At 53.2% G+C, this 20125-nt stretch carries 20 protein-coding genes; 7 read left to right on the forward strand and 13 right to left on the reverse strand.

Annotated features, from left to right (window positions below; genetic code table 11):
• Window positions 1-6: 6 nt before the first annotated feature.
• A complete protein-coding gene (gene gltD / locus ACWHWP_RS21335) occupies window positions 7-1425 on the forward strand; it encodes a glutamate synthase subunit GltD (protein ID WP_059312156.1) in 1419 nt (472 codons plus the stop codon).
• A gap of 33 nt (window positions 1426-1458) precedes the next feature.
• On the opposite strand, the gene ACWHWP_RS21340 is transcribed toward gltD, so the two are convergent.
• From ACWHWP_RS21340 to zapE, 9 genes are all read right to left on the reverse strand, one after another.
• Window positions 1459-2010: a hypothetical protein gene (locus tag ACWHWP_RS21340; protein WP_059312155.1), complete on the reverse strand. Its 552-nt coding sequence runs from the start codon at window positions 2008-2010 to the stop codon at window positions 1459-1461.
• Window positions 2007-4433, reverse strand: a complete 2427-nt coding sequence (locus ACWHWP_RS21345; protein ID WP_447856339.1) for a fimbrial biogenesis outer membrane usher protein — start codon at window positions 4431-4433, stop codon at window positions 2007-2009. Before ACWHWP_RS21345 ends, ACWHWP_RS21340 begins: the two co-directional genes overlap by 4 nt.
• Before the next feature lie 6 nt (window positions 4434-4439).
• Window positions 4440-5147, reverse strand: coding sequence for a fimbria/pilus chaperone family protein (locus ACWHWP_RS21350; protein WP_063431365.1), 708 nt, complete (start codon window positions 5145-5147; stop codon window positions 4440-4442).
• A 110-nt stretch (window positions 5148-5257) separates the two neighbouring features.
• Window positions 5258-5929 (reverse strand): DUF1120 domain-containing protein, encoded by a 672-nt coding sequence (locus ACWHWP_RS21355; protein ID WP_447856340.1) that lies wholly within the window; start codon window positions 5927-5929, stop codon window positions 5258-5260.
• A 428-nt stretch (window positions 5930-6357) separates the two neighbouring features.
• Window positions 6358-6855: a ClpXP protease specificity-enhancing factor gene (gene sspB, locus ACWHWP_RS21360; RefSeq protein ID WP_059312151.1), complete on the reverse strand. Its 498-nt coding sequence runs from the start codon at window positions 6853-6855 to the stop codon at window positions 6358-6360.
• A 5-nt stretch (window positions 6856-6860) separates the two neighbouring features.
• Window positions 6861-7499 (reverse strand): stringent starvation protein SspA, encoded by a 639-nt coding sequence (gene sspA, locus ACWHWP_RS21365; protein WP_014071978.1) that lies wholly within the window; start codon window positions 7497-7499, stop codon window positions 6861-6863.
• 309 nt (window positions 7500-7808) lie between these two features.
• Complete coding sequence (gene rpsI, locus ACWHWP_RS21370) at window positions 7809-8201, reverse strand: 30S ribosomal protein S9 (RefSeq protein ID WP_003860436.1); 393 nt, start codon at window positions 8199-8201, stop codon at window positions 7809-7811.
• A gap of 15 nt (window positions 8202-8216) precedes the next feature.
• Entirely contained in the window at window positions 8217-8645 is a 429-nt protein-coding gene (gene rplM, locus ACWHWP_RS21375) for a 50S ribosomal protein L13 (RefSeq protein WP_006178824.1), read from the reverse strand.
• Between the two features lie 288 nt (window positions 8646-8933).
• On the reverse strand, window positions 8934-10058 hold the full coding sequence (zapE, locus tag ACWHWP_RS21380) for a cell division protein ZapE (RefSeq protein WP_063957238.1): 1125 nt from the start codon (window positions 10056-10058) through the stop codon (window positions 8934-8936).
• 189 nt (window positions 10059-10247) lie between these two features.
• Here zapE and zapG point away from each other — a divergent pair, with 189 nt between their 5' ends.
• From zapG to degS, 3 genes are all read left to right on the forward strand, one after another.
• A complete protein-coding gene (gene zapG / locus ACWHWP_RS21385; protein ID WP_008502832.1) occupies window positions 10248-10646 on the forward strand; it encodes a Z-ring associated protein ZapG in 399 nt (132 codons plus the stop codon).
• A 171-nt stretch (window positions 10647-10817) separates the two neighbouring features.
• The gene (gene degQ / locus ACWHWP_RS21390) at window positions 10818-12185 is read left to right on the forward strand and encodes a serine endoprotease DegQ (protein ID WP_059312149.1); all 1368 of its coding nucleotides are present in this window, start codon (window positions 10818-10820) and stop codon (window positions 12183-12185) included.
• 92 nt (window positions 12186-12277) lie between these two features.
• Window positions 12278-13345, forward strand: coding sequence for an outer membrane-stress sensor serine endopeptidase DegS (degS, locus tag ACWHWP_RS21395; RefSeq protein WP_059312148.1), 1068 nt, complete (start codon window positions 12278-12280; stop codon window positions 13343-13345).
• 56 nt (window positions 13346-13401) lie between these two features.
• Here the strand turns inward: degS and mdh are convergent, their stop codons facing one another.
• Window positions 13402-14340 carry a malate dehydrogenase gene (gene mdh / locus ACWHWP_RS21400; protein ID WP_023309387.1) on the reverse strand — a complete coding sequence of 313 codons (939 nt, stop codon included), beginning with the start codon at window positions 14338-14340 and terminating at the stop codon, window positions 13402-13404.
• Window positions 14341-14737: 397 nt separating this feature from the next.
• Between mdh and argR the strand changes: the two genes are divergently transcribed.
• From argR to yhcN (ACWHWP_RS21415), 3 genes are all read left to right on the forward strand, one after another.
• A complete protein-coding gene (argR, locus tag ACWHWP_RS21405) occupies window positions 14738-15208 on the forward strand; it encodes a transcriptional regulator ArgR (RefSeq protein ID WP_059312147.1) in 471 nt (156 codons plus the stop codon).
• A 375-nt stretch (window positions 15209-15583) separates the two neighbouring features.
• A complete protein-coding gene (gene yhcN, locus ACWHWP_RS21410; protein ID WP_063957241.1) occupies window positions 15584-15847 on the forward strand; it encodes a peroxide/acid stress response protein YhcN in 264 nt (87 codons plus the stop codon).
• A 110-nt stretch (window positions 15848-15957) separates the two neighbouring features.
• Window positions 15958-16224: a peroxide/acid stress response protein YhcN gene (gene yhcN / locus ACWHWP_RS21415; protein WP_032659672.1), complete on the forward strand. Its 267-nt coding sequence runs from the start codon at window positions 15958-15960 to the stop codon at window positions 16222-16224.
• A gap of 68 nt (window positions 16225-16292) precedes the next feature.
• On the opposite strand, the gene ACWHWP_RS21420 is transcribed toward yhcN (ACWHWP_RS21415), so the two are convergent.
• From ACWHWP_RS21420 to aaeB, 3 genes are all read right to left on the reverse strand, one after another.
• Window positions 16293-16565 carry a barstar family protein gene (locus ACWHWP_RS21420; RefSeq protein WP_063431363.1) on the reverse strand — a complete coding sequence of 91 codons (273 nt, stop codon included), beginning with the start codon at window positions 16563-16565 and terminating at the stop codon, window positions 16293-16295.
• A gap of 45 nt (window positions 16566-16610) precedes the next feature.
• Window positions 16611-18065, reverse strand: a complete 1455-nt coding sequence (locus ACWHWP_RS21425; protein ID WP_063431361.1) for an NAD-dependent succinate-semialdehyde dehydrogenase — start codon at window positions 18063-18065, stop codon at window positions 16611-16613.
• 91 nt (window positions 18066-18156) lie between these two features.
• Window positions 18157-20124 (reverse strand): p-hydroxybenzoic acid efflux pump subunit AaeB, encoded by a 1968-nt coding sequence (gene aaeB, locus ACWHWP_RS21430; RefSeq protein WP_063957243.1) that lies wholly within the window; start codon window positions 20122-20124, stop codon window positions 18157-18159.
• Window position 20125 lies beyond the last annotated feature (1 nt).

The raw sequence follows: 20125 nt of genomic DNA on the forward strand, positions 1-20125 counted from the left end.
ATTCAGATGAGCCAGAACGTATACCAGTTTATCGACCTGCAGCGTGTTGATCCGCCAAAGAAACCGCTGAAGATCCGTAAAATTGAATTTGTAGAAATCTACGAGCCGTTTTCAGAAGGTCAGGCCAAAGCACAGGCAGACCGCTGCCTGTCCTGCGGTAACCCTTACTGCGAATGGAAATGCCCGGTACACAACTACATCCCGAACTGGTTGAAGCTGGCCAACGAAGGACGTATTTTTGAAGCCGCCGAGCTGTCTCACCAGACCAACACCCTGCCGGAAGTGTGCGGCCGCGTGTGTCCTCAGGACCGTCTGTGTGAGGGTTCCTGTACGCTGAACGACGAGTTTGGCGCGGTGACCATCGGTAACATCGAACGCTATATCAACGATAAAGCGTTCGAGATGGGCTGGCGCCCGGACATGACCGGCGTGAAGCAAACCGACAAGCGCGTGGCGATTATCGGCGCGGGCCCGGCGGGCCTGGCCTGTGCGGACGTCCTGACCCGTAACGGCGTGAAGGCGGTGGTCTTTGACCGTCATCCGGAAATCGGCGGTCTGCTGACCTTCGGCATCCCGGCCTTCAAGCTGGAGAAAGAGGTCATGACCCGCCGTCGTGAAATCTTCACCGGCATGGGTATCGAGTTCAAGCTGAACACAGAAGTGGGCCGCGACGTGCAGCTCGACGATCTGCTGAAGGATTACGACGCCGTGTTCCTGGGCGTGGGCACCTATCAGTCCATGCGCGGTGGTCTGGAGAACGAAGACGCGCCGGGCGTGTACGATGCGCTGCCGTTCCTGATTGCCAACACCAAGCAGATTATGGGTTATGGCGAAACGGCCGAAGAACCTTTCGTCAGCATGGAAGGCAAACGCGTGGTGGTGCTGGGCGGCGGTGATACCGCGATGGACTGCGTGCGTACGTCTATTCGTCAGAACGCGGCACACGTGATCTGCGCCTATCGTCGTGACGAAGAGAACATGCCGGGCTCTAAACGCGAAGTGAAAAACGCGCGTGAAGAGGGCGTGGAATTCCAGTTCAACATCCAGCCTCTGGGTATTGAAGTGAATGCCAATGGCAAAGTGAGCGGCGTGAAGATGGCGCGCACCGAGATGGGCGCGCCGGATGCGAAAGGCCGTCGTCGTGCAGAAATCGTAGCCGGTTCCGAGTATGTGATCCCGGCCGATGCCGTGGTCATGGCGTTTGGTTTCCGTCCTCACAGCATGGCGTGGCTGGCGAAGCACAGCGTTGAGCTGGATTCGCAGGGCCGTATTATTGCGCCAGAAGGCAGCGACAATGCGTTCCAGACCAGCAACCCGAAAATCTTTGCAGGTGGCGATATCGTTCGCGGTTCCGACCTCGTGGTCACCGCGATTGCCGAAGGGCGTAAAGCGGCCGACGGGATTATGAATTACCTGGAAGTGTAACGAGAATGGCCCGGCATACACCGGGCCATTTTTTTATTTCTTGAGAAGTTGCCAGGACAAATCGCTCTCCAGAGCAGTTTGATCAGAAATATGGTTAAACGCGCTGTCATTCAGTACCGGGAAAATCGTCACGGTAAAATTTAGCTGCTGGCCGCTGGGTACCTTACCGTTTTCAACCGCGATTACCGCTTCGTTATTGCGAACATAGAGTGATGCGCCGCTATCACTTTCAGGCGTAAAGTTCACCTGATCGGTTGTTTTTCCCACGCTGTAGCTTTTACCGTCAAGCGTCAGGTTGCTGACTTTAATCGCCACACCGCCGTTCTGGCCAAACTGAAAACGCCCTTTCTGTCCGGAAGCGCCCTGTATTAACGTCGCCATCTGCTGTTTTTCAGGGCAATAGACGCTGACGTTAATCTCTTTTTCCGGCATTTTGTTCCAGCTTTGCTGACTGGAAATAATGTTGTCACGCCGCATCTGATGATAATCCACGACCTGCTGGGAGAGCGTTAACTGGCACTCTTCAGCATAAGAAAAGCACGGTAAGGCAAGCAGCAATAGCGTAGCCAGACGTTGAAGGTTCATCGACATACTCCGTTAACTTCCTCATAAAACGCGTCTTCGTCATGCTTTTCAGGAAGGGTGAAATCAAGCTTGCACAGACGTTGATTGTCATCATTGATGGCATACAGTGCGGCGACCTGATCGGCATCGTTCAGGAAAACATGTCCATCATCGACCACCGTCACCACGTAATTATCTTTGTCATCCACCACGGACAGGCCTTTCGTTAGCGGCTTACCGTCGGCCTGCTTGATGCGTAACATCACGCGACGGCTGTTCAGCACCTTAAAGCTCACCTCACTGACCGAACCATGGGCAGCCGCAATGTACTTGGTGCCGTTTGCCAGCGTCATACTCTGCGGCAGTTTGTTCGCATCAACTTCGATGCGCGAGTTACGCCACTCGGTCAGGCCTGGAATGACAGCCTGCCCCCAGCGATCGGTCCAGACGGTACCCTGCGGCGTGGTGATCTCCACACCCGCTTTCGGTTCGCTCAGTTTGGCAATTGCGAAGGTGTCTTTAATGGAATACGGCGAGAAGGTCACGCCCTCTTTATGCATGGCAATACCGCCAGACAGCGTCGCATTATAGTTACGCTGGTTATCACCGCTGGTCCCCCCGCCTACGCTAAGCTGGGTGTAGTGCAGGTTGGTGTTAATGTTGCCGTTAAAGCTGTTTTCCTTTGATTCCTGGTCACGATCGGCAGAAATATAGTAGTTAGTGTCATTACCCAGCGAGCCGCTGTTTGCCAGGCCGTAGCTGGTGCTATCGCCCTGCTTGCGCATATAAGAGCTCAGGCTCTGCGAACCGCCTAGCGGGATGCTGAGGTTGATGTATAAAAGATCGTCATTCTGGTCATCATCAGAGTTACCAACTGCGCTTTGCCAGTTAACGTTGACCGAGGCATATTTGAAGGTCTTACCCCATGACAGCAGTAAATAACGTGAATCCTCTCCGTCTCCTGCTGCCTGGTTGTAGCTAAGGCCTGCACTAAATGCTCCGGCTAGCGGAGTTGACCAGCGAATGTTGGCGGAATAGCTGTTGTCATAGCCCTGGTAATCGTCGTCCATGGCATCCGCCAGCTCGCGGTAATCACCGCTGTAGTGCGCTACGCTGGCAGACAGGCCGACGTTCTCGGTAAATGAATAATCGCTCTGTAATTCGTTTTTGATACCGTTATCGCTGTCGCCAAATTGCGCCTTGCTGGCGGCCATGCTGGTGGAGATATTCCAGTCATCGGTGACCATAAACTCAGTGCGCGCGCCTGCTGCCTGGTAATCTTCAGCCACCACGGCGGAGGCAAGCAGGTTCATCCAGGGGAAAATTCGCCAGCCGTCGGATACGTTGAACACCAGCGGGTCGCTGTAGTCACTGTCTATGCCGCGCACCTGGCCTGCCGAAACGGTCAGGCCGTTTGGTCTTGAAAGGTTCCGCGATTTTACGGAAGAGGCGGGAACAATGTAGTGGTTCGTTGAGCCGTCAGATTCAACAACGGTGACGTCCAGATCGACGTTGTTGCGTACCATCGGCACATCATCCAGCGTAAACGGCCCCGCCGGAACCAGGGTGTTAAAGATAAGTCGCCCGTTCTGACGAACTTCAACGCGCGCCTGTGACGTACGGGCGATACCGGACACGCTCACGCCCGAGCTGTCTTTCTGCAAACCGCTCGTTGGCATCAGCTGTACACCGGTGATCGGCACGCCGCTTAGCACATCGGACATGGCGTTGACTTCACCCACCTGCATGGTCAGGCGCTGGGGCACAAACACATGTTCTGCGTAGGTATAAATGCTCTCTGCGTTTCGGTTACCGTTATCATCCGTCAGGATATAACGGCTGCGCAGAGACCAGTCCATCGTATTGAACCCCGCCTCCAGGCTTGCCTGGGAGTAACGGTTACTGCTGCTGTCACTTCCGCTGTAGTCACTTTTGGTACTGAATAACGAGTAGTTAAGCATGCCTGCCGTGCCGCCATGCTGGAAGTTTTTAACGTCTGCGCTCAGGCTGTTAAGCGCTTCCGGTGGCAGATAAAGCTCGACTGCCTCCTGGTTTGGCAACGGGTTAATCACAGCCTGAGCATAGTCGCTGCGAATATCATGACAGGTTTCATTCGCCTTTATGGGCACCGGCATGAGTCCTGCGAATTCCAGGAAGTCGTTATCAACGCACATCGTACCGTCTTCACTGAAGCGTACGGCTGCCGTTCCGCGATCGTTGCCGTTCACTTTGACCGAAACGGAATGCGTCCCCGGTAAAAAGCGCGGGGCTTCGGCAAAGTAGCGGTTCAGATCGACCCCCAGCCCCCGGGATTTGAGGATATCCGTATCAAACGTCACCTCCCTCGCGTGGACAGATGGGGCATCAAGCAACAACAGTGGTATTGCGCTATAAATCACAGCGCGCACAAAAAGTGCAAGTTGGCTTTTTTTACGCACCGCCATAATCCTTTATTTTTTATTGAGATCCGAGATGAAGCTTGGAACTTCGACCCCATAGCGGCTGGCGGGGAAGAATTTAACTTTGTTGTTGCCGCTGACGGATTTGCCCATTGAAACCGTCATGGTTTCACCGGGTAGTATGTAGGTTTTGGCAAGCGAGCCGCTGATGCCTGAAGGCTGCAGGACTACGTTTTGCGCCAGGCGTACGACATATTTGCTCGGGTTTTTCACCGTGACGGAGGTGCCTGAAGCGGTCCAGTCGAGGTATTTCCAGGCATCGGTCACCACGGCCAGTTTCGCAGGGCGAATCAGTACAGGCAGATCCTGACGAATATTGATGCCAATTTTGACTTTGTTGTCGTCACTTTTCGGTGGGATACCTTCAAAGGTCACACGCTTATAATGCTCAACATCCAGTGGCTTGCTGTTTTGCAAAATGAAGCGCAATTGCTGGGTCTGACCGGGCTCGAGACGCACCACGGGCTGAGTGGTCACCAGTTTCAGGCCTTGATCATCTGGCAAATCCACCACATCGGTATACAGCAGCGACGGATGGCTATCGGTATTTTTGACGTTGATGGTGCCGCTGTGGGTCGCTTCATCAATAACTAGCAGACTGGTTTCTGGCACCATACCTGCGGCATGTACGGCAAACTGTGCAGTGAACAAGGCAGCTGCAGCGAGCGTTTTAATTAAAACAGTTTTAGAGCATGTCATATGTATATTCCTTGAAAGCACTACTTAACGCTCCATGTTTATGGCGCTTCTTGTCGAGAGAAGTTATTTCATCTCTGGGTTAAATTTAACTCACTTTAAATTTGAAACGATTACAGATATTTAAGGCTGATCGTCAACTGACCATCCAGCCGGGTATCATCGGTAATACCTAGCGTGGAGGTATTCTGAATAGCCAAAGATGTTACCAGCGGAAATGTTGCTGTCTGGAAAGCAAGCGGATCGACACTTCCTGATAATGCGACAGTAATATTGCGATTATTTTCGCCCTGGCTTGAGCCATCTGTACTCTTCGCCCAGGTTGTTGAACCATTCTGCTGATATATAGGATCGACAGATTTTCCGTCAGCCGTGATGCTGTTTACTTTCATGAACATGGCATAAGAGCCTATGTTTACCGTGCCTGCTTTTCCGACCCCGTATGTCTGGTTAGTCGCACTCTGCGCACCCCCCGTAAACGTCCCGGCAGAGACGGTTAAACCCGCGTTAGAATCGGCGCGATCGTCTATCAAATTCCAGGCAACTTTTGTGGCTGCCGTACAGGTAATCGTGAGATCGATATTCCTTTGTCCAAGCTGGTTCACAGCGGTGGATGACAATTCATCCAGGCGGATGTTGCCGTAGTCCACCACACCGCCATTGCTAAATTCAGGTGTACAGGCTGAGCTCGTCAGCGTCCCTTTAATTTTAAGTACCGCGGTTTCGGATGCAAACGTGGAATTGACGCAAAGGAATAATGCTGCAGCCAATAGAATTTTATTCATGAGTTAATCCTTAACTTATGAGTCATAGCAAATACAATATCGACGTAAACAATCCGTGTTTGTCGCTATCATCCCCGTATGCAGAAAGCATATGGCGATAATATAGAAGTCCTAAATACATGCAAATTAGGTTTATTAATTATTCTTTTTAGATTTACTCAAATTATAGATGGATTTTATAAAACAGGCGATTCAAGCCCTTTACAGACCATTTATATTCACAATAAATATTGCTTGCGTTAAGTTATTACGAATACCCCATTATTCCAAAATATCTCTCATTTGGAATAATGCATTGCATTGTCTTAATTTTAAACAAACCTATACAGGGAAAAAATATCCTCCCAGCATGCAACATACTATTTACATCGATAACAAAAAAAATCCAGCCGACTGACGAGGGCTGGATTTTGTAATGGATGAGTACGTTATTTTACCACTCTGAGAGCAGGACGCCCCCCGCGTGGTGGCGGATCGTCATCCGGATCGTTATCATCCTGGCGATCGGGTTTGTCGCCGTCGATAACGGACATCACCGCGTCGCTTTCGCGCTCGCCAGTTGCATCGTCATCATTCAGGCTGGCAACGTCTTCGTCGTAAGCCGCTTCCGGCTCAAACATGGTACCGGCACCGTTTTCACGCGCGTAGATAGCCAGCACGGCAGCCAGCGGCACAGAAACCTGACGCGGCACGCCGCCGAAACGCGCGTTAAAGCGCACTTCGTCGTTTGCCAGTTCCAGGTTACCCACCGCACGCGGCGCAATGTTCAGCACGATCTGTCCGTCACGTGCGTATTCCATGGGAACCAGCACGCCCGGCAACGTCACATCCACCACCAGGTGCGGCGTGAGCTGGTTATCCAGCAGCCATTCATAGAAGGCGCGCAGCAGATACGGACGGCGTGGGGTTAGTTGTGACATTTCCACAGTGATTAGCCTCGGCCGAGACGCATTTCACGTTCCGGTTCAGTTAAAGATGCCAGGAAAGAGTCGCGCTCAAATACGCGAGTCATATAGCCCTTCAGCTCTTTCGCACCAGGACCGCTGAACTCTACGCCCAGGGTAGGCAGACGCCACAGCAGCGGAGCCAGGTAGCAATCCACCAGGCTGAACTCATCGCTCAGGAAGAACGGTTTCTGACCAAACACAGGGGCGATGGCCAGCAGCTCTTCACGCAGCTGCTTACGCGCAGCATCGGCTTCAGAAGAGGAACCGTTAACGATGACGTTCATCAGCGTATACCAGTCTTTCTCGATACGCTGCATGTACAGGCGGCTTTCACCACGCGCAACAGGGTAAACAGGCATCAGTGGTGGATGCGGGAAACGCTCATCCAGGTATTCCATAATGATACGGGATTCCCACAGGGTCAGCTCGCGATCCACCAGCGTCGGTACGCTTTGGCTCGGGTTGAGATCGATCAGATCCTGAGGCGGGTTATCCTTTTCCACATGCTCGATCTCAAAACTGACACCCTTCTCGGCCAGCACGATACGAACCTGATGGCTATAAATGTCAGTAGGACCAGAAAACAGCGTCATTACCGAACGTTTGTTGGCAGCGACAGCCATGAAAACCTCCAGGTATATTCAGAATTTTTACTGCTACCAGCCCAACAGGGGCCAGCCAGATGTTGTATCGCCCATCCCAGAGAAAACACATTGTTCAAGAATCGAACAAAAATCGAGTATTCACCGATATTTGGGCAGAAAATTGGATGATAGTTTACCAGATTTTGATGGCTTTGTGGTGAGGGGATTCTGGAAATGTGGAAAAAGAGAAGATATATGCATTGATACTGTGGATAACCTACGCATTATCCATAAAAAAAACCCGCCGAAGCGGGTTTTTCGCCAATCGTTCTGCGTAAGCAGAATGGATTAACGTTTGGAGAACTGTGGACGACGACGTGCTTTACGCAGACCCACTTTCTTACGTTCAACCTGACGCGCGTCACGAGTAACGAAGCCAGCTTTACGCAGTTCAGAACGCAGGGATTCGTCGTACTCCATCAGAGCGCGGGTGATACCGTGACGGATCGCACCTGCCTGACCGGAGATACCACCACCTTTAACGGTGATGTACAGATCCAGTTTTTCTACCATGTCAACCAGTTCCAGCGGCTGGCGAACTACCATGCGGGCAGTTTCGCGACCGAAGTATTGTTCCAGAGAACGCTGGTTGATTACGATTTTACCACTGCCCGGTTTGATGAAAACGCGAGCTGCGGAACTTTTGCGGCGACCAGTGCCGTAGTATTGATTTTCAGCCATTGCCTATAATCCCGATTAGATGTCAAGAACTTGCGGTTGCTGTGCCGCGTGGTTGTGCTCGTTGCCTGCGTAAACTTTCAGTTTACGGAACATAGCACGACCCAGTGGGCCTTTTGGCAGCATGCCTTTAACCGCGATTTCAATCACACGCTCAGGACGGCGAGCAATCATCTCTTCAAAGGTCGCTTCTTTGATACCACCGATGTGGCCGGTGTGGTGATAGTACACTTTGTCAGTACGCTTGTTGCCGGTTACAGCAACTTTATCAGCGTTCAGAACGATGATGTAATCACCGGTATCAACGTGCGGAGTGTATTCCGCTTTATGCTTACCGCGCAGGCGACGAGCCAGTTCAGTAGCCAGACGGCCCAGAGTTTTACCGGTCGCGTCAACAACATACCAGTCGCGCTGTACGGTTTCTGGTTTAGCTGTAAAAGTTTTCATTAAAAGCTTACCCAAATAATAAGTTACACGTTGGTGAACACCCAAACGTTTAGTCAGTTGAGGTTCACACGACAAAGTCCGGCAAACCTACCCCTTCGAATAGCTAATGCCGACACATAGAAAGTTTCGGGAAAAAAACCTTCTCGTAACGTGGGGTCGCAAGATTATAGAGAAGTTGAGGTCAAAGATCGACCCTTAAATGTGATTTGGAATGGGTTTTTCGGGGGTGAGCACTGTGCGGTCTGGTGCCCTCACCCCCAGCCCCTCTCCCACGGGAGAGGGTGGCATTTATGGCATATGCTCCAGCTTCAGGTATTCCTCGCTCTGCATCTCCTGCAGGCGCGAGAGGCAGCGCTGGAACTCAAACTTCAGCCGCTCCCCCTGGTAGATCTCATATAAAGGAACCTCGGCGCTAATCACCAGCTTGACGTGGCGCTCATAAAACTCATCCACCAGCGCAATGAAGCGACGTGCTTCGCTCTCCATCAGCCGCGTCATCACCGGAACATCCAGCACCATCACGGTGTGGAACAGACGCGAAAGCGCAATATAGTCGTGCTGGCTGCGGGCATCAACACACAGCGTCGTAAAGGAGACCGCCAGCGTTTGGTTTTCAACACCGAGCGTTGCCAACGGGCGATGGTTAATCTCGAGTTCCGGAGCGTGCTCGCGTTTTGCCCCCGCTAGCGCCAGCCACAGTTTATCCATCTGTTGGGTGGTCTCTGCATTTAATGGTGAGAGCCAGAGATGTGCCTGGGTCAGCGTGCGTAGCCGGTAATCCACCCCCGCATCAACGTTCATAATGTCACAATGCTGTTTGATGGCGTCGATGGCAGGCAGGAAGCGCGCCCGCTGCAGGCCATTGCGGTACAGCTCATCAGGCGGGATGTTCGACGTGGCAACCAGCGTAATCCCCCGGGCAAATAGCGCTTTCATCAGGCCACCTAACAGCATGGCATCGGTGATGTCAGACACAAAAAACTCGTCGAAGCAGAGCACGTCCGTTTCCGCCTTGAATCTGTCGGCCACAATCTCCAGGGGATCGCTTTTGCCCTGCAGCGCCGTCAGCTCCTCATGCACCCGCAGCATAAAACGATGGAAATGCAGACGCTGCTTACGTGCGCCCGGCAGGCTCTGGTAGAACATGTCCATCAGCCAGGTTTTTCCACGTCCGACCCCGCCCCACATATAGAGACCGCGCACCGGCGCGTGCTCCTGCGGCGCTTTTTTCCCAAGCAGCCGCCCAAAGGCCGCCTTGAGCCCACTGCTCTGTTCAGCTTCCGCGGGTTTTGCCGTGAGTTCCTGATAGATCGTCTCCAGACGGCTTACCGCCTCACGCTGAACGTCATCCGGCTGATGGGTGCCCTCGTTAAGGGCCAGTTGATATCGCGATGCAGGGGACAGGTTTTGCATAATCTTATTGTTATTCCCTCAATTAAAGCTCACCAGCAGGCGTGACTGATGAAAAAAAGGCCGTTCTACACTACGCGATGATACGTCAGGATTCCACTTCTGCGGAAATAGCGGTTATAGTGGCATTATCAGGCACAGGCAGGAGCCGAGCCAACACCCTACGGAACAACAAGACAACGGGAGAAGTTCATGACCTGGGAATATGCGCTAATCGGTTTAGTCGTCGGCATCGTCATCGGTGCTGTGGCCATGCGTTTCGGTAATCGCAAATTGCGTCAGCAGCAGTCACTGCAGTACGAACTGGAAAAGAACAAAGCCGAACTGGAAGAGTATCGTGAAGAACTGGTCAGCCACTTTGCCCGTAGCGCCGAGCTGCTGGACAACATGGCGACCGACTATCGCCAGCTGTATCAACACATGGCGAAAAGCTCCAGCAGCCTGCTGCCGGAAATGACGGCGGAAACCAACCCGTTCCGCAACCGTCTGGCAGACTCTGAAGCTGGTAACGATCAGGCTCCGGTTCAGATGCCACGCGACTACTCTGATGGCGCGTCCGGCCTGCTGCGCGGTGGCGTAAAACGCGATTAATCGCACAACCAGAATTTATTTTACGGGCGCAGCGATTGCGCCCGTCCTTTCTTGATGACCCCAGCTATCATTTAGTTAAACACCTCATTGTTCAGCGGTTTAAAATTCAATAACATCAACGTGTTTTTGGGGCCGTTTTTCCTTTATTCCAGGTTACGAGAGTCAACATCGATGAAGAAAAAAAACCAGCTGTTGAGCGCTATCGCGTTAAGTGTCGGGTTATCTCTCTCGGCGTCCGTCCCGGTATTCGCCGCCATTCCCTCCCAGGTGCCAGGCCAGGCGGCCATCCCAAGCCTCGCGCCAATGCTGGAAAAAGTGTTGCCTGCGGTGGTCAGCGTTCAGGTTGAGGGCACCGCAGTACAAAGCCAACGCGTCCCTGAAGAACTGAAAAAATATTTTGGCGATGAGTCTCCCGACCAGCAGGCTCAGCCTTTTGAAGGCCTGGGTTCTGGCGTCATTATTGATGCGGCAAAAGGCTATATTCTGACCAACAATCATGTCATCAGCCAGGCCGATAAAATCAGCGTCCAGCTTAATGATGGCCGCGAATTTGATGCCAAACTGATCGGCGGCGATGACCAGAGCGACATCGCGCTGTTGCAGGTGCAAAACCCAAGCAACCTGACCCAGATTGCCATTGCGGATTCCGACAAACTGCGCGTCGGCGATTTTGCCGTCGCCGTGGGCAACCCCTTTGGTTTAGGGCAGACCGCAACTTCCGGGATCGTCTCGGCGCTCGGGCGCAGCGGCCTGAATCTGGAAGGGCTGGAAAACTTTATCCAGACCGACGCCTCTATCAACCGTGGGAACTCCGGCGGGGCATTGCTCAACCTGAACGGCGAGCTGATTGGGATCAACACGGCAATCCTGGCTCCGGGCGGCGGCAGCATTGGGATCGGTTTTGCTATCCCCAGTAATATGGCCAAAACGCTGGCGCAGCAGCTCATCCAGTTCGGCGAAATCAAACGCGGGCTGCTGGGTATTAAAGGTATGGAGATGAGCGCGGATATCGCAAAGGCGTTCAACATTAACGTACAGCGCGGGGCGTTTGTCAGCGAAGTGCTGCCAAACTCCGGCTCGGCAAAAGCAGGGGTAAAATCGGGTGATGTGATCGTCAGCCTGAACGACAAACCGCTGAGCAGCTTTGCAGAACTGCGTTCGCGGATTGCCACAACCGAACCAGGTGCCAAAGTGAAGCTGGGTCTGATTCGTGACGGTAAGCCGCTGAACGTTGAAGTGACGCTCGATAAGAGCACCTCTTCCTCAGCCAGCGCAGAGCTTATCGCGCCGGCGCTGCAAGGCGCTACGTTGAGCGACGGGCAGCTGAAAGACGGTACGAAAGGCATCAGCATCGACACCGTCGAGAAGGGTAGCCCTGCCGCGCAGGCCGGATTGCATCAGGATGACGTTATCATTGGCGTAAACCGCAATCGCGTGCAGTCCATTGCCGAAATGCGCAAGGTGCTGGAAAGTAAACCGGCGGTCATTGCCCTGCAGGTCATGCGTGGCAATGAGTCCATCTATATTCTGTTGCGCTAAGCATTTGCGACCCCGGACATCACCGCTGCGTGTGATGTCCGGATAACTCATGTTATGCTGCAAATCGTTCCTTTTTTAACGACACGCGCATCATGCTTTTAAAGCTCTTACGTTCTACTGTCATCGGTTTGATTGTCGCAGGCCTGCTGCTGCTGGCGCTGCCGTCTTTACGTCAGTTCAACAAACTGTCGGCTCCCCAGTTCGATAGCACGGATGAAACGCCGGCTACCTATAACCAGGCCGTTCGCCGTGCCGCACCTGCCGTGGTTAACGTCTATAACCGTGGCCTGAATACCTCAGCCCATAACCAGCTGGAGATCCGCACCCTCGGCTCCGGGGTAATTATGGACGAGCGTGGCTACATTATTACCAACAAGCACGTGATTAACGATGCCGACCAGATCATCGTCGCCCTGCAGGATGGTCGCGTGTTTGAGGCATTACTTGTTGGATCTGATAGCCTGACCGACCTGGCCGTCCTGAAAATTAACGCCACGGGCGGTTTGCCGGTCATCCCGATCAACCGTAAACGTACCCCGCACATTGGTGACGTCGTACTGGCTATCGGCAACCCTTACAACCTGGGCCAGACCATCACCCAGGGGATTATCAGCGCGACCGGCCGCATTGGTCTCAACCCATCGGGACGGCAGAACTTCCTGCAAACCGATGCCTCAATCAACCACGGTAACTCCGGCGGTGCGCTGGTCAACTCGCTGGGCGAACTGATGGGCATCAACACCCTCTCGTTCGATAAGAGTAACGACGGTGAGACGCCTGAAGGAATCGGCTTTGCCATTCCGTTCCAGCTGGCGACCAAAATTATGGATAAGCTGATCCGCGATGGGCGTGTGATCCGCGGCTATATCGGTATTGGTGGTCGTGAAATTGCACCTATGCATACCCAGGGCGGCGGTATCGATCAGATTCAGGGCATCGTGGTGAACGAGGTGTCGCCAGGCGGTCCGGCGGCGAATGCGGGGATTCAGGTAAATGATGTCATTGTGTCGGTCAACGGCACGCCGGCGGTCTCTGCGCTGGAGACGATGGACCAGGTGGCAGAAATTCGCCCAGGTTCTATCATCCCTGTTGAAGTCATGCGCAACGATAAGAAACTGACGCTGCACGTCACCATTCAGGAATACCCGGCCACCAACTGACAGGCATAAAAAAACGGAGCGATAAGCTCCGTTTTTTTTACCGGGTGGGGTGCGTTTTACTTGTTAACGAACTCTTCGCCCAGGGTGATATCTTTCTTCAGCGTGTCCAGCATGCCTTCCATCGCGTGTTGTTCAAACGCGCTCAGCGTACCAATGGATTTACGCTCTTCGATACCGTTTTTACCCAGCAGCAGCGGCTGAGAGAAGAAGCGAGCGTGTTCGCCATCGCCTTCAACGTAAGCGCATTCAACAACGCCTTTCTCGCCCTGCAGAGCGCGAACCAGTGACAGACCGAAACGCGCAGCCGCCTGGCCCATAGACAGGGTCGCAGAACCGCCACCCGCCTTCGCTTCCACCACTTCGGTGCCCGCGTTCTGGATGCGTTTGGTCAGGTCAGCCACTTCCTGCTCGGTAAAGCTAACGCCTGGGATCTGCGACAGCAGAGGCAGAATGGTGACGCCAGAGTGTCCACCAATGACCGGAACTTCCACTTCTGTTGGCTGTTTGCCTTTCAGCTCAGCAACAAAGGTATTGGAACGGATAATATCCAGCGTGGTCACGCCGAACAGTTTGTTTTTGTCGTAAACACCTGCTTTCTTCAGCACTTCTGCCGCGATAGCAACGGTGGTGTTCACCGGGTTAGTGATGATGCCGATGCACGCTTTCGGGCAGATTTCAGCAATCTGCTGCACCAGGTTTTTCACAATGCCTGCGTTGACGTTGAACAGGTCTGAACGATCCATGCCTGGCTTACGCGCCACGCCTGCAGAAATCAGCACCACGTCGGCACCCTGCAGTGCAGGACGCGCATCTTCACCGGAGAAGCCTTTGATTTTTACAGCAGTTGGGATGTGGCTCAGGTCAACCGCCACACCTGGGGTTACCGGAGCAATATCGTACAGGGAGAGTTCTGAGCCTGAAGGCAGTTGGGTTTTCAGTAGTAGGGCAAGCGCCTGGCCGATACCACCAGCAGCGCCGAGGACTGCGACTTTCATCCTAAACTCCTTATTATGGTTAACTTAAGTATCTGTAAATCCGTTGCGGCGACCATAATTCAGCAAGTGTTTAATTACAATTTTCGTAGCTAAAGAATTTGAGGTCACGCGGCTTTATCTCTCTTCAGAAGACTATCTGACGACAGATGGCAACGAATTAAGAGGTGGTTACAATACACCCTGCCCCGCCACCAAAACAACATCATTTTGATAACATTTAATTTACTTTTAAGCTTATTTGCGCGGCGTGACCCAGGCATGTTTTCTGATAACGAAATCTGATAAAATCACTCCCTTTCATAACATTATTTCAGCCTGGCGCTGAGTAGATAATTTGCATAAAAATTCATCCACATGCATAATAATGTTGTTTCTATCGTCATATTCCGGGTGACTTATGCGAAGCTCGTCTAAGCAAGAAGAATTAGTTAAGGCGTTTAAAGCGCTACTTAAAGAAGAGAAATTCAGTTCTCAGGGAGAAATTGTTCAGGCGCTGCAGGAACAAGGCTTCGATAACATCAATCAGTCGAAAGTCTCCCGCATGTTAACCAAATTTGGCGCGGTACGTACCCGTAACGCCAAAATGGAGATGGTTTATTGCCTGCCTGCAGAACTTGGCGTGCCGACCACCACCAGCCCGCTCAAGAATCTGGTTCTGGATATCGATTACAACGACTCCGTTGTGGTGATCCGCACAAGCCCTGGTGCCGCGCAGCTGATTGCCCGCATGCTGGACTCAGTAGGTAAAACGGAGGGTATCCTCGGGACTATCGCCGGTGATGACACCATCTTTACCATCCCGGCCAGCGGTTTCTCCGTTAAAGATCTCCACGAAGCGATTCTGGCTCTGTTCGAACAGGAACTGTAATCCTCTCTCCCCGTAGCGCCGCTGCGGGGATCATTCTGCTCCCGCATCATTTCCCCCTGTCTTCTACTGCCTCTGGCTTTGACAAATAGTGCTTTTTACCACCCATTAACATTCATCCAGTGAATGGTAAATCAAAAAATCGCACAAAAAATCAAAAGCAGATATCCATATGATTTAATTAGATATAACCCCACAAAATGGCCAAAAAACGGCCAACATTATGCAATTTCGTTATAAAAAAAAGACTGGTTAACACGTAATAACAATAGAAACCATTAGTCTGGTATTAATTTTTAGCGTTATTAGTGTATACTTGATTTTGTGATGAGGGTCACGAAACAAGACCCCACTAAAAAATTCGACGAGGTAAGAATCATGAAAATCAAAACTACTGTAGTGGCGCTGAGCGTTCTGTCTGTTCTGTCATTCGGTGCTTTCGCTGCTGACTCTATCAACGCTGACCAGGCGCAATCCCGTCAGGCAATCGGTACGGTTTCTGTCGGCGCGATCGGCACGTCTCCAATGGACATGCATGAAATGCTGAACAAAAAAGCGGAAGAACAGGGTGCGTCATCCTATCGCATCATCGAAGCGCGTTCAGGTGACCACTGGCACGCTACCGCTGAGCTGTACAAATAAGTTTTAGTAATAACTGAAAACGTAAATCTCCACTCAACGGCACCAGGCATAAAAATAGCGGTTCAACCCTTCCTGCCGTTGAGCAAAAACCCTATTCAGGAGTAAAGACTATGAAAACTAAATTGATCATCGCAACCCTCGGTCTGGCTTCCGTTCTCTCTTTCGGCGCGAGTGCAGCCGTACAGCAAGTGAATGCCGACCAGGCTCAAAATCTGCAGCGTATGGGCAGCGTATCTGTCACGTCAGTCACCGGCTCACCGATGGATATTCGTCACGAACTTGCCGCCAAAGCTGAAAAAGCAGGCGCCAGCAGCTATCGCGTCACCGAACTGAATCAGGGTGACCACTGGCATGCTACGGCAGAACTGTATAAATAAACCCTCGTCGTATCTCATCATACGACTTGCCCCTGGCCTCGTGGTCAGGGGCTTTTTTTCATTTTCATTCATTGGCGCGCGTTAAAGCGCAGCTGCCCTTCCAGCTCTTCTTCTGCTTCATCGAACAGCAAGATCAGCGCACCAAAACGTCTGCGCAGCTTATCGGGCAAATGGATGAACTCGATCTCCAGCGGTAGCGGCAACAGACTCCCGGTCACCACGTCCCACAGCGTGTCCAGATTCGTCACGCTTCCCCGTTCAAGATCAAACACCCGGATAAATTCACGATAAAAGTCTTCCTGGCCATCGATCTCGTCAAAATCAAAGGTATAGGTTTTCATTGCCAGCCACCCAGTCCATGCGAGCGGCAGATGCCGCCCCGTCTATTATAATCCCCCGATATGCAGGGTTTTAACTTCCAGATACTCTTCCAGACCCAGCACGGAGCCCTCACGTCCAAGACCTGACTCTTTAACGCCGCCAAATGGCCCCAGCTCCGTGGACACGGCGCACTCGTTAATGCCAATCATCCCGCTCTCAATGGCCTGTGAAACGCGGAAAACCCGCGAGAGATTCTGAGTGTAGAAGTAAGCCGCCAGCCCGTAGGGCGTGTTGTTGGCGCGCTGGATAACTTCATCTTCCGAGGTGAAACGGAAGCACGCCGCAACCGGGCCAAACGTCTCTTCTTCTGCCAGCTTCATGCCTTCATGGCAGTCGCCCAGCACGGTTGGCATCCAGAAATTCCCGCCAAGCGGATGAGGCTTACCGCCCGCCAGTACGGTCGCGCCCCGGGCAACAGCGTCTTCCACATGCTCGCGCACTTTGTTCACCGCTGAGGGTTCAATCAGCGGACCTACGACCACACCGTCGTCCAGACCATTTCCCACCTTCAGCGCGTTCACCGCATCGGCCAGTTTGTTCACAAACTTGTCGTAGACGGTTTCCTGAATATAGAAGCGGTTAACGCTGACGCAGACCTGCCCGGCATTGCGGAATTTGTTGGCGATTGCCCCCTGAACTGCAGCGTCGATATCCGCATCTTCAAAAACGATATACGGGGCATTTCCCCCCAGCTCCATGGAGACTTTCTTCATGGTTTCCGCAGCATTACGCACCAGCGTTTTGCCGACGGAAGTGGAGCCGGTAAACGAGATTTTCCGCACCTCGTGGCTCGCCATGATCGCGTCGCTGATCTCATGCGTATTCCCGGCCACGGCGTTGAGCACGCCGTCGGGCACACCGGCCTGTTTTGCCAGCGTAAGCAGCGCAAAGGCGCTGAGCGGCGTGTTATTTGCCGGTTTGATTACCCCGGTACACCCAGCAGCCAGCGCCGGGCCTAACTTACGGGTGAGCATCGCCATCGGGAAGTTCCATGGCGTAATCGCCGCGACCACGCCAACCGGTTCTCGGGTGGCCAGAATGCGCGATCCGGGTTTAACAGGGGGAATAATTTCACCGTTAGCGCGTTTGGCCTCTTCGGCAAACCACTGGATAAAGCTGGCAGCGTACTCCACCTCCCCCTCCGCTTCTTTGAGGGGCTTGCCCTGCTCGGTGGTCATTAACCGCCCGAGCCAGCTTTTATTCTCAATAATCAGCTCGTACCAGCGATAGAGGATAGTCGAGCGCTCTTTCGCGGTTTTGGCGCGCCATGCCGGGAAGGCTTTGGTGGCCGCTGCGATAGCGTCTTCGGTTTCTGCTTTACCCGCTTTTGCCACTCTGGCGATGACCTCACCGGTCGCGGGGTTAAGCACATCAAACGTCGTGTCCAGCGTTTTCCAGATTCCATTGACCAGATAACCGGTCTGAAAAAGGATGTGGTCCTGTAGCGCCTGGGTCGTCATATGCCCTCCCTTTCTGAAATGTAAGAACGTGCTGGAATTAAGTATAGCCACAAAAAAACCGACGCTTTTGGCGTCGGTTTTTTTACTTCAGTCAGTTATCCGTGAGGGCACTCTGGTAGCGATGCAGCATTGACACCAGCCGCCCTACCGGCTCGGTCACCTGAGGCGGAGCTTCCCAGATCTTAAGCTTCTCCTGGTAGATATCCAGCTCTTCAAGCAGTTGCGTGAAGTAACGGCGTCGTTTGTCATCGCTGCTCGCGGAAAGCACGTGGTCGGCGGTACGACGCAGCTGACGGTGGTAGGCCGACAGATCGTCGTTGATCGGCACAGGCGCGTTACGCAGACGCTGGTGCGCAATGATCATGGTTAACGCCAGCCGGAACTTCGCGATATCGCCCGGGAATTTGTTCAGCAATAAAAACAGCTGCTGATAGAGCGCGGGCAGGTGGTTCTCTTTACGGCGCGCGGTGTTGGTGGTCATAGACGATACGGCAGCCGACACAAACTGGTTCAGCAATACGCGGCCCGTTCTCGCCTGCGAGTTATCCCTTACCAGCAGAATGACCATCATCGCTAGGAAACAGCCCACCAGCTGACCTAACGCGCTGTCGAGAAACTGGCTGAAGTGGAAGGTCATCGGGTTATCCAGCACAATAATGTTTATCGTACTCGCCAGCGCCCCCAGCGATCCCAGACGCCGCTTTTGCACTTCAATGCCGATAAAGAACGCCATCACCGCCAGGCTAATACAGAGCAGCAACATGCTCTGTTGCGTAGAGGGAATGATCACCAGGAAATAGAGTGCGCCTATCGGCAACGCGGCAATCGTGCCGTACAGGAAATCAATAGCGACCATACGCGGGTTAGGCAGACGCATCGCCAGTGCGGTCACAACGGCAATCATCACCATTGCGCCGCTGCCGGACGTCCAGCCCGTCCAGAGCCAGAACAGCGTGCCGAGCATGCAGGCAAGCGTTGTACGCCAGAAGTTGACCATCGCATGATGACGCTCGGCAGATTCCGCCTTGATCACCACTTCTCCCTGAAGGACCTCTTCTTCCGCCGCGCTGATTTTGGTGTTACCGATCACGCCGCGTTTCAGCAACAGGTAGCGCGTCGCGGCGCCGACCCAGGTGTAGATCGTCACGGGCGTGTCGCGCTCCCCGGTCCAGGCGATGACCCGGCGCATGCGCTTAAGCTGCTTGTGCACGTCCTGCACCGTTTCCACCGGCTCGGCAAACAGCTCGCGGAACGTATCGGTCACCGCTTCAGGGCGCGTGTTCTGAATAAGGTAGGTTTCGCATGCCTGGGTAATCAGCGTCAGAGAGACGGTATTGAGCGCTTTAAGACGACGGTTAGCGCGGGCCCAGCGCGAAGACTCCATATTGAGATTGCTGCGCATCCCTTCAAGCGCCTGCGTGCGGCGTACCAGCCCGCTCCAGGCTTTATCCACCTCTTCGCTGTCGCCATGCTTAATACACAGCTGCATCAGCTGGTACTGGGCAACGATCAGCGCGTCGAGTTCACGGTCTACTTCCTGCTTGATGGAGCGCGGGGAGAAAAGCAGGTCAGCGACAATGGCGCAGACAATACCAATGACAATCTCACTGCAGCGTTCAACCGCAAACTGCGGAGCGAGCAGCGGTTCGGACTGAATAGTGATAACAATAATCAGCGCGGTATAGCCCGCCAGGCCCCAGGCGTAGGAGTTCTCCACTTTCACCAGAGACGAAATCCAGGTGCAGAAACCCGCCCAGATACAGCAGACCATCAGCATCAGCAGCGGCGTGCGGATCATCAGAATAATAATGGTGAGCGCCGCGAAACAGCCGATGAACGTCCCGATGATACGCAGCATCCCGCGATAGCGGATGGCGCCCGAATAGGGCTCCCCACCCGCGGCAAAAGCTGGACCCGCCGCGACAATCGCAGCCGTCAGCACCGCCCAGCGAGGGGTTTCAAGCTGGAAATGAAAACCGACAAACAGCGCCAGCACGATGGCACAGGCCAGCTTCACGGCGAAGCGAATGTGCTGGCTGGCGATGGAAAAGATCCCCATA

The sequence above is a fragment of the Enterobacter sp. WI-ESBL-E8 genome (assembly GCF_053364895.1).

Coding starts and splice junctions, on each gene's coding strand:
- ACWHWP_RS21420 (WP_063431363.1), bottom strand. CDS start 16,565: ATGAAAACCTATACCTTTGATTTTGACGAGATCGATGGCCAGGAAGAC.
- rpsI (WP_003860436.1), bottom strand. CDS start 8,201: ATGGCTGAAAATCAATACTACGGCACTGGTCGCCGCAAAAGTTCCGCA.
- ACWHWP_RS21355 (WP_447856340.1), bottom strand. CDS start 5,929: ATGAATAAAATTCTATTGGCTGCAGCATTATTCCTTTGCGTCAATTCC.
- rplM (WP_006178824.1), bottom strand. CDS start 8,645: ATGAAAACTTTTACAGCTAAACCAGAAACCGTACAGCGCGACTGGTAT.
- ACWHWP_RS21345 (WP_447856339.1), bottom strand. CDS start 4,433: ATGGCGGTGCGTAAAAAAAGCCAACTTGCACTTTTTGTGCGCGCTGTG.
- zapE (WP_063957238.1), bottom strand. CDS start 10,058: ATGCAAAACCTGTCCCCTGCATCGCGATATCAACTGGCCCTTAACGAG.
- degS (WP_059312148.1), top strand. CDS start 12,278: ATGCTTTTAAAGCTCTTACGTTCTACTGTCATCGGTTTGATTGTCGCA.
- gltD (WP_059312156.1), top strand. CDS start 7: ATGAGCCAGAACGTATACCAGTTTATCGACCTGCAGCGTGTTGATCCG.
- ACWHWP_RS21425 (WP_063431361.1), bottom strand. CDS start 18,065: ATGACGACCCAGGCGCTACAGGACCACATCCTTTTTCAGACCGGTTAT.
- yhcN (WP_032659672.1), top strand. CDS start 15,958: ATGAAAACTAAATTGATCATCGCAACCCTCGGTCTGGCTTCCGTTCTC.
- sspA (WP_014071978.1), bottom strand. CDS start 7,499: ATGGCTGTCGCTGCCAACAAACGTTCGGTAATGACGCTGTTTTCTGGT.
- mdh (WP_023309387.1), bottom strand. CDS start 14,340: ATGAAAGTCGCAGTCCTCGGCGCTGCTGGTGGTATCGGCCAGGCGCTT.
- degQ (WP_059312149.1), top strand. CDS start 10,818: ATGAAGAAAAAAAACCAGCTGTTGAGCGCTATCGCGTTAAGTGTCGGG.
- aaeB (WP_063957243.1), bottom strand. CDS start 20,124: ATGGGGATCTTTTCCATCGCCAGCCAGCACATTCGCTTCGCCGTGAAG.
- argR (WP_059312147.1), top strand. CDS start 14,738: ATGCGAAGCTCGTCTAAGCAAGAAGAATTAGTTAAGGCGTTTAAAGCG.
- ACWHWP_RS21350 (WP_063431365.1), bottom strand. CDS start 5,147: ATGACATGCTCTAAAACTGTTTTAATTAAAACGCTCGCTGCAGCTGCC.
- yhcN (WP_063957241.1), top strand. CDS start 15,584: ATGAAAATCAAAACTACTGTAGTGGCGCTGAGCGTTCTGTCTGTTCTG.
- ACWHWP_RS21340 (WP_059312155.1), bottom strand. CDS start 2,010: ATGAACCTTCAACGTCTGGCTACGCTATTGCTGCTTGCCTTACCGTGC.
- zapG (WP_008502832.1), top strand. CDS start 10,248: ATGACCTGGGAATATGCGCTAATCGGTTTAGTCGTCGGCATCGTCATC.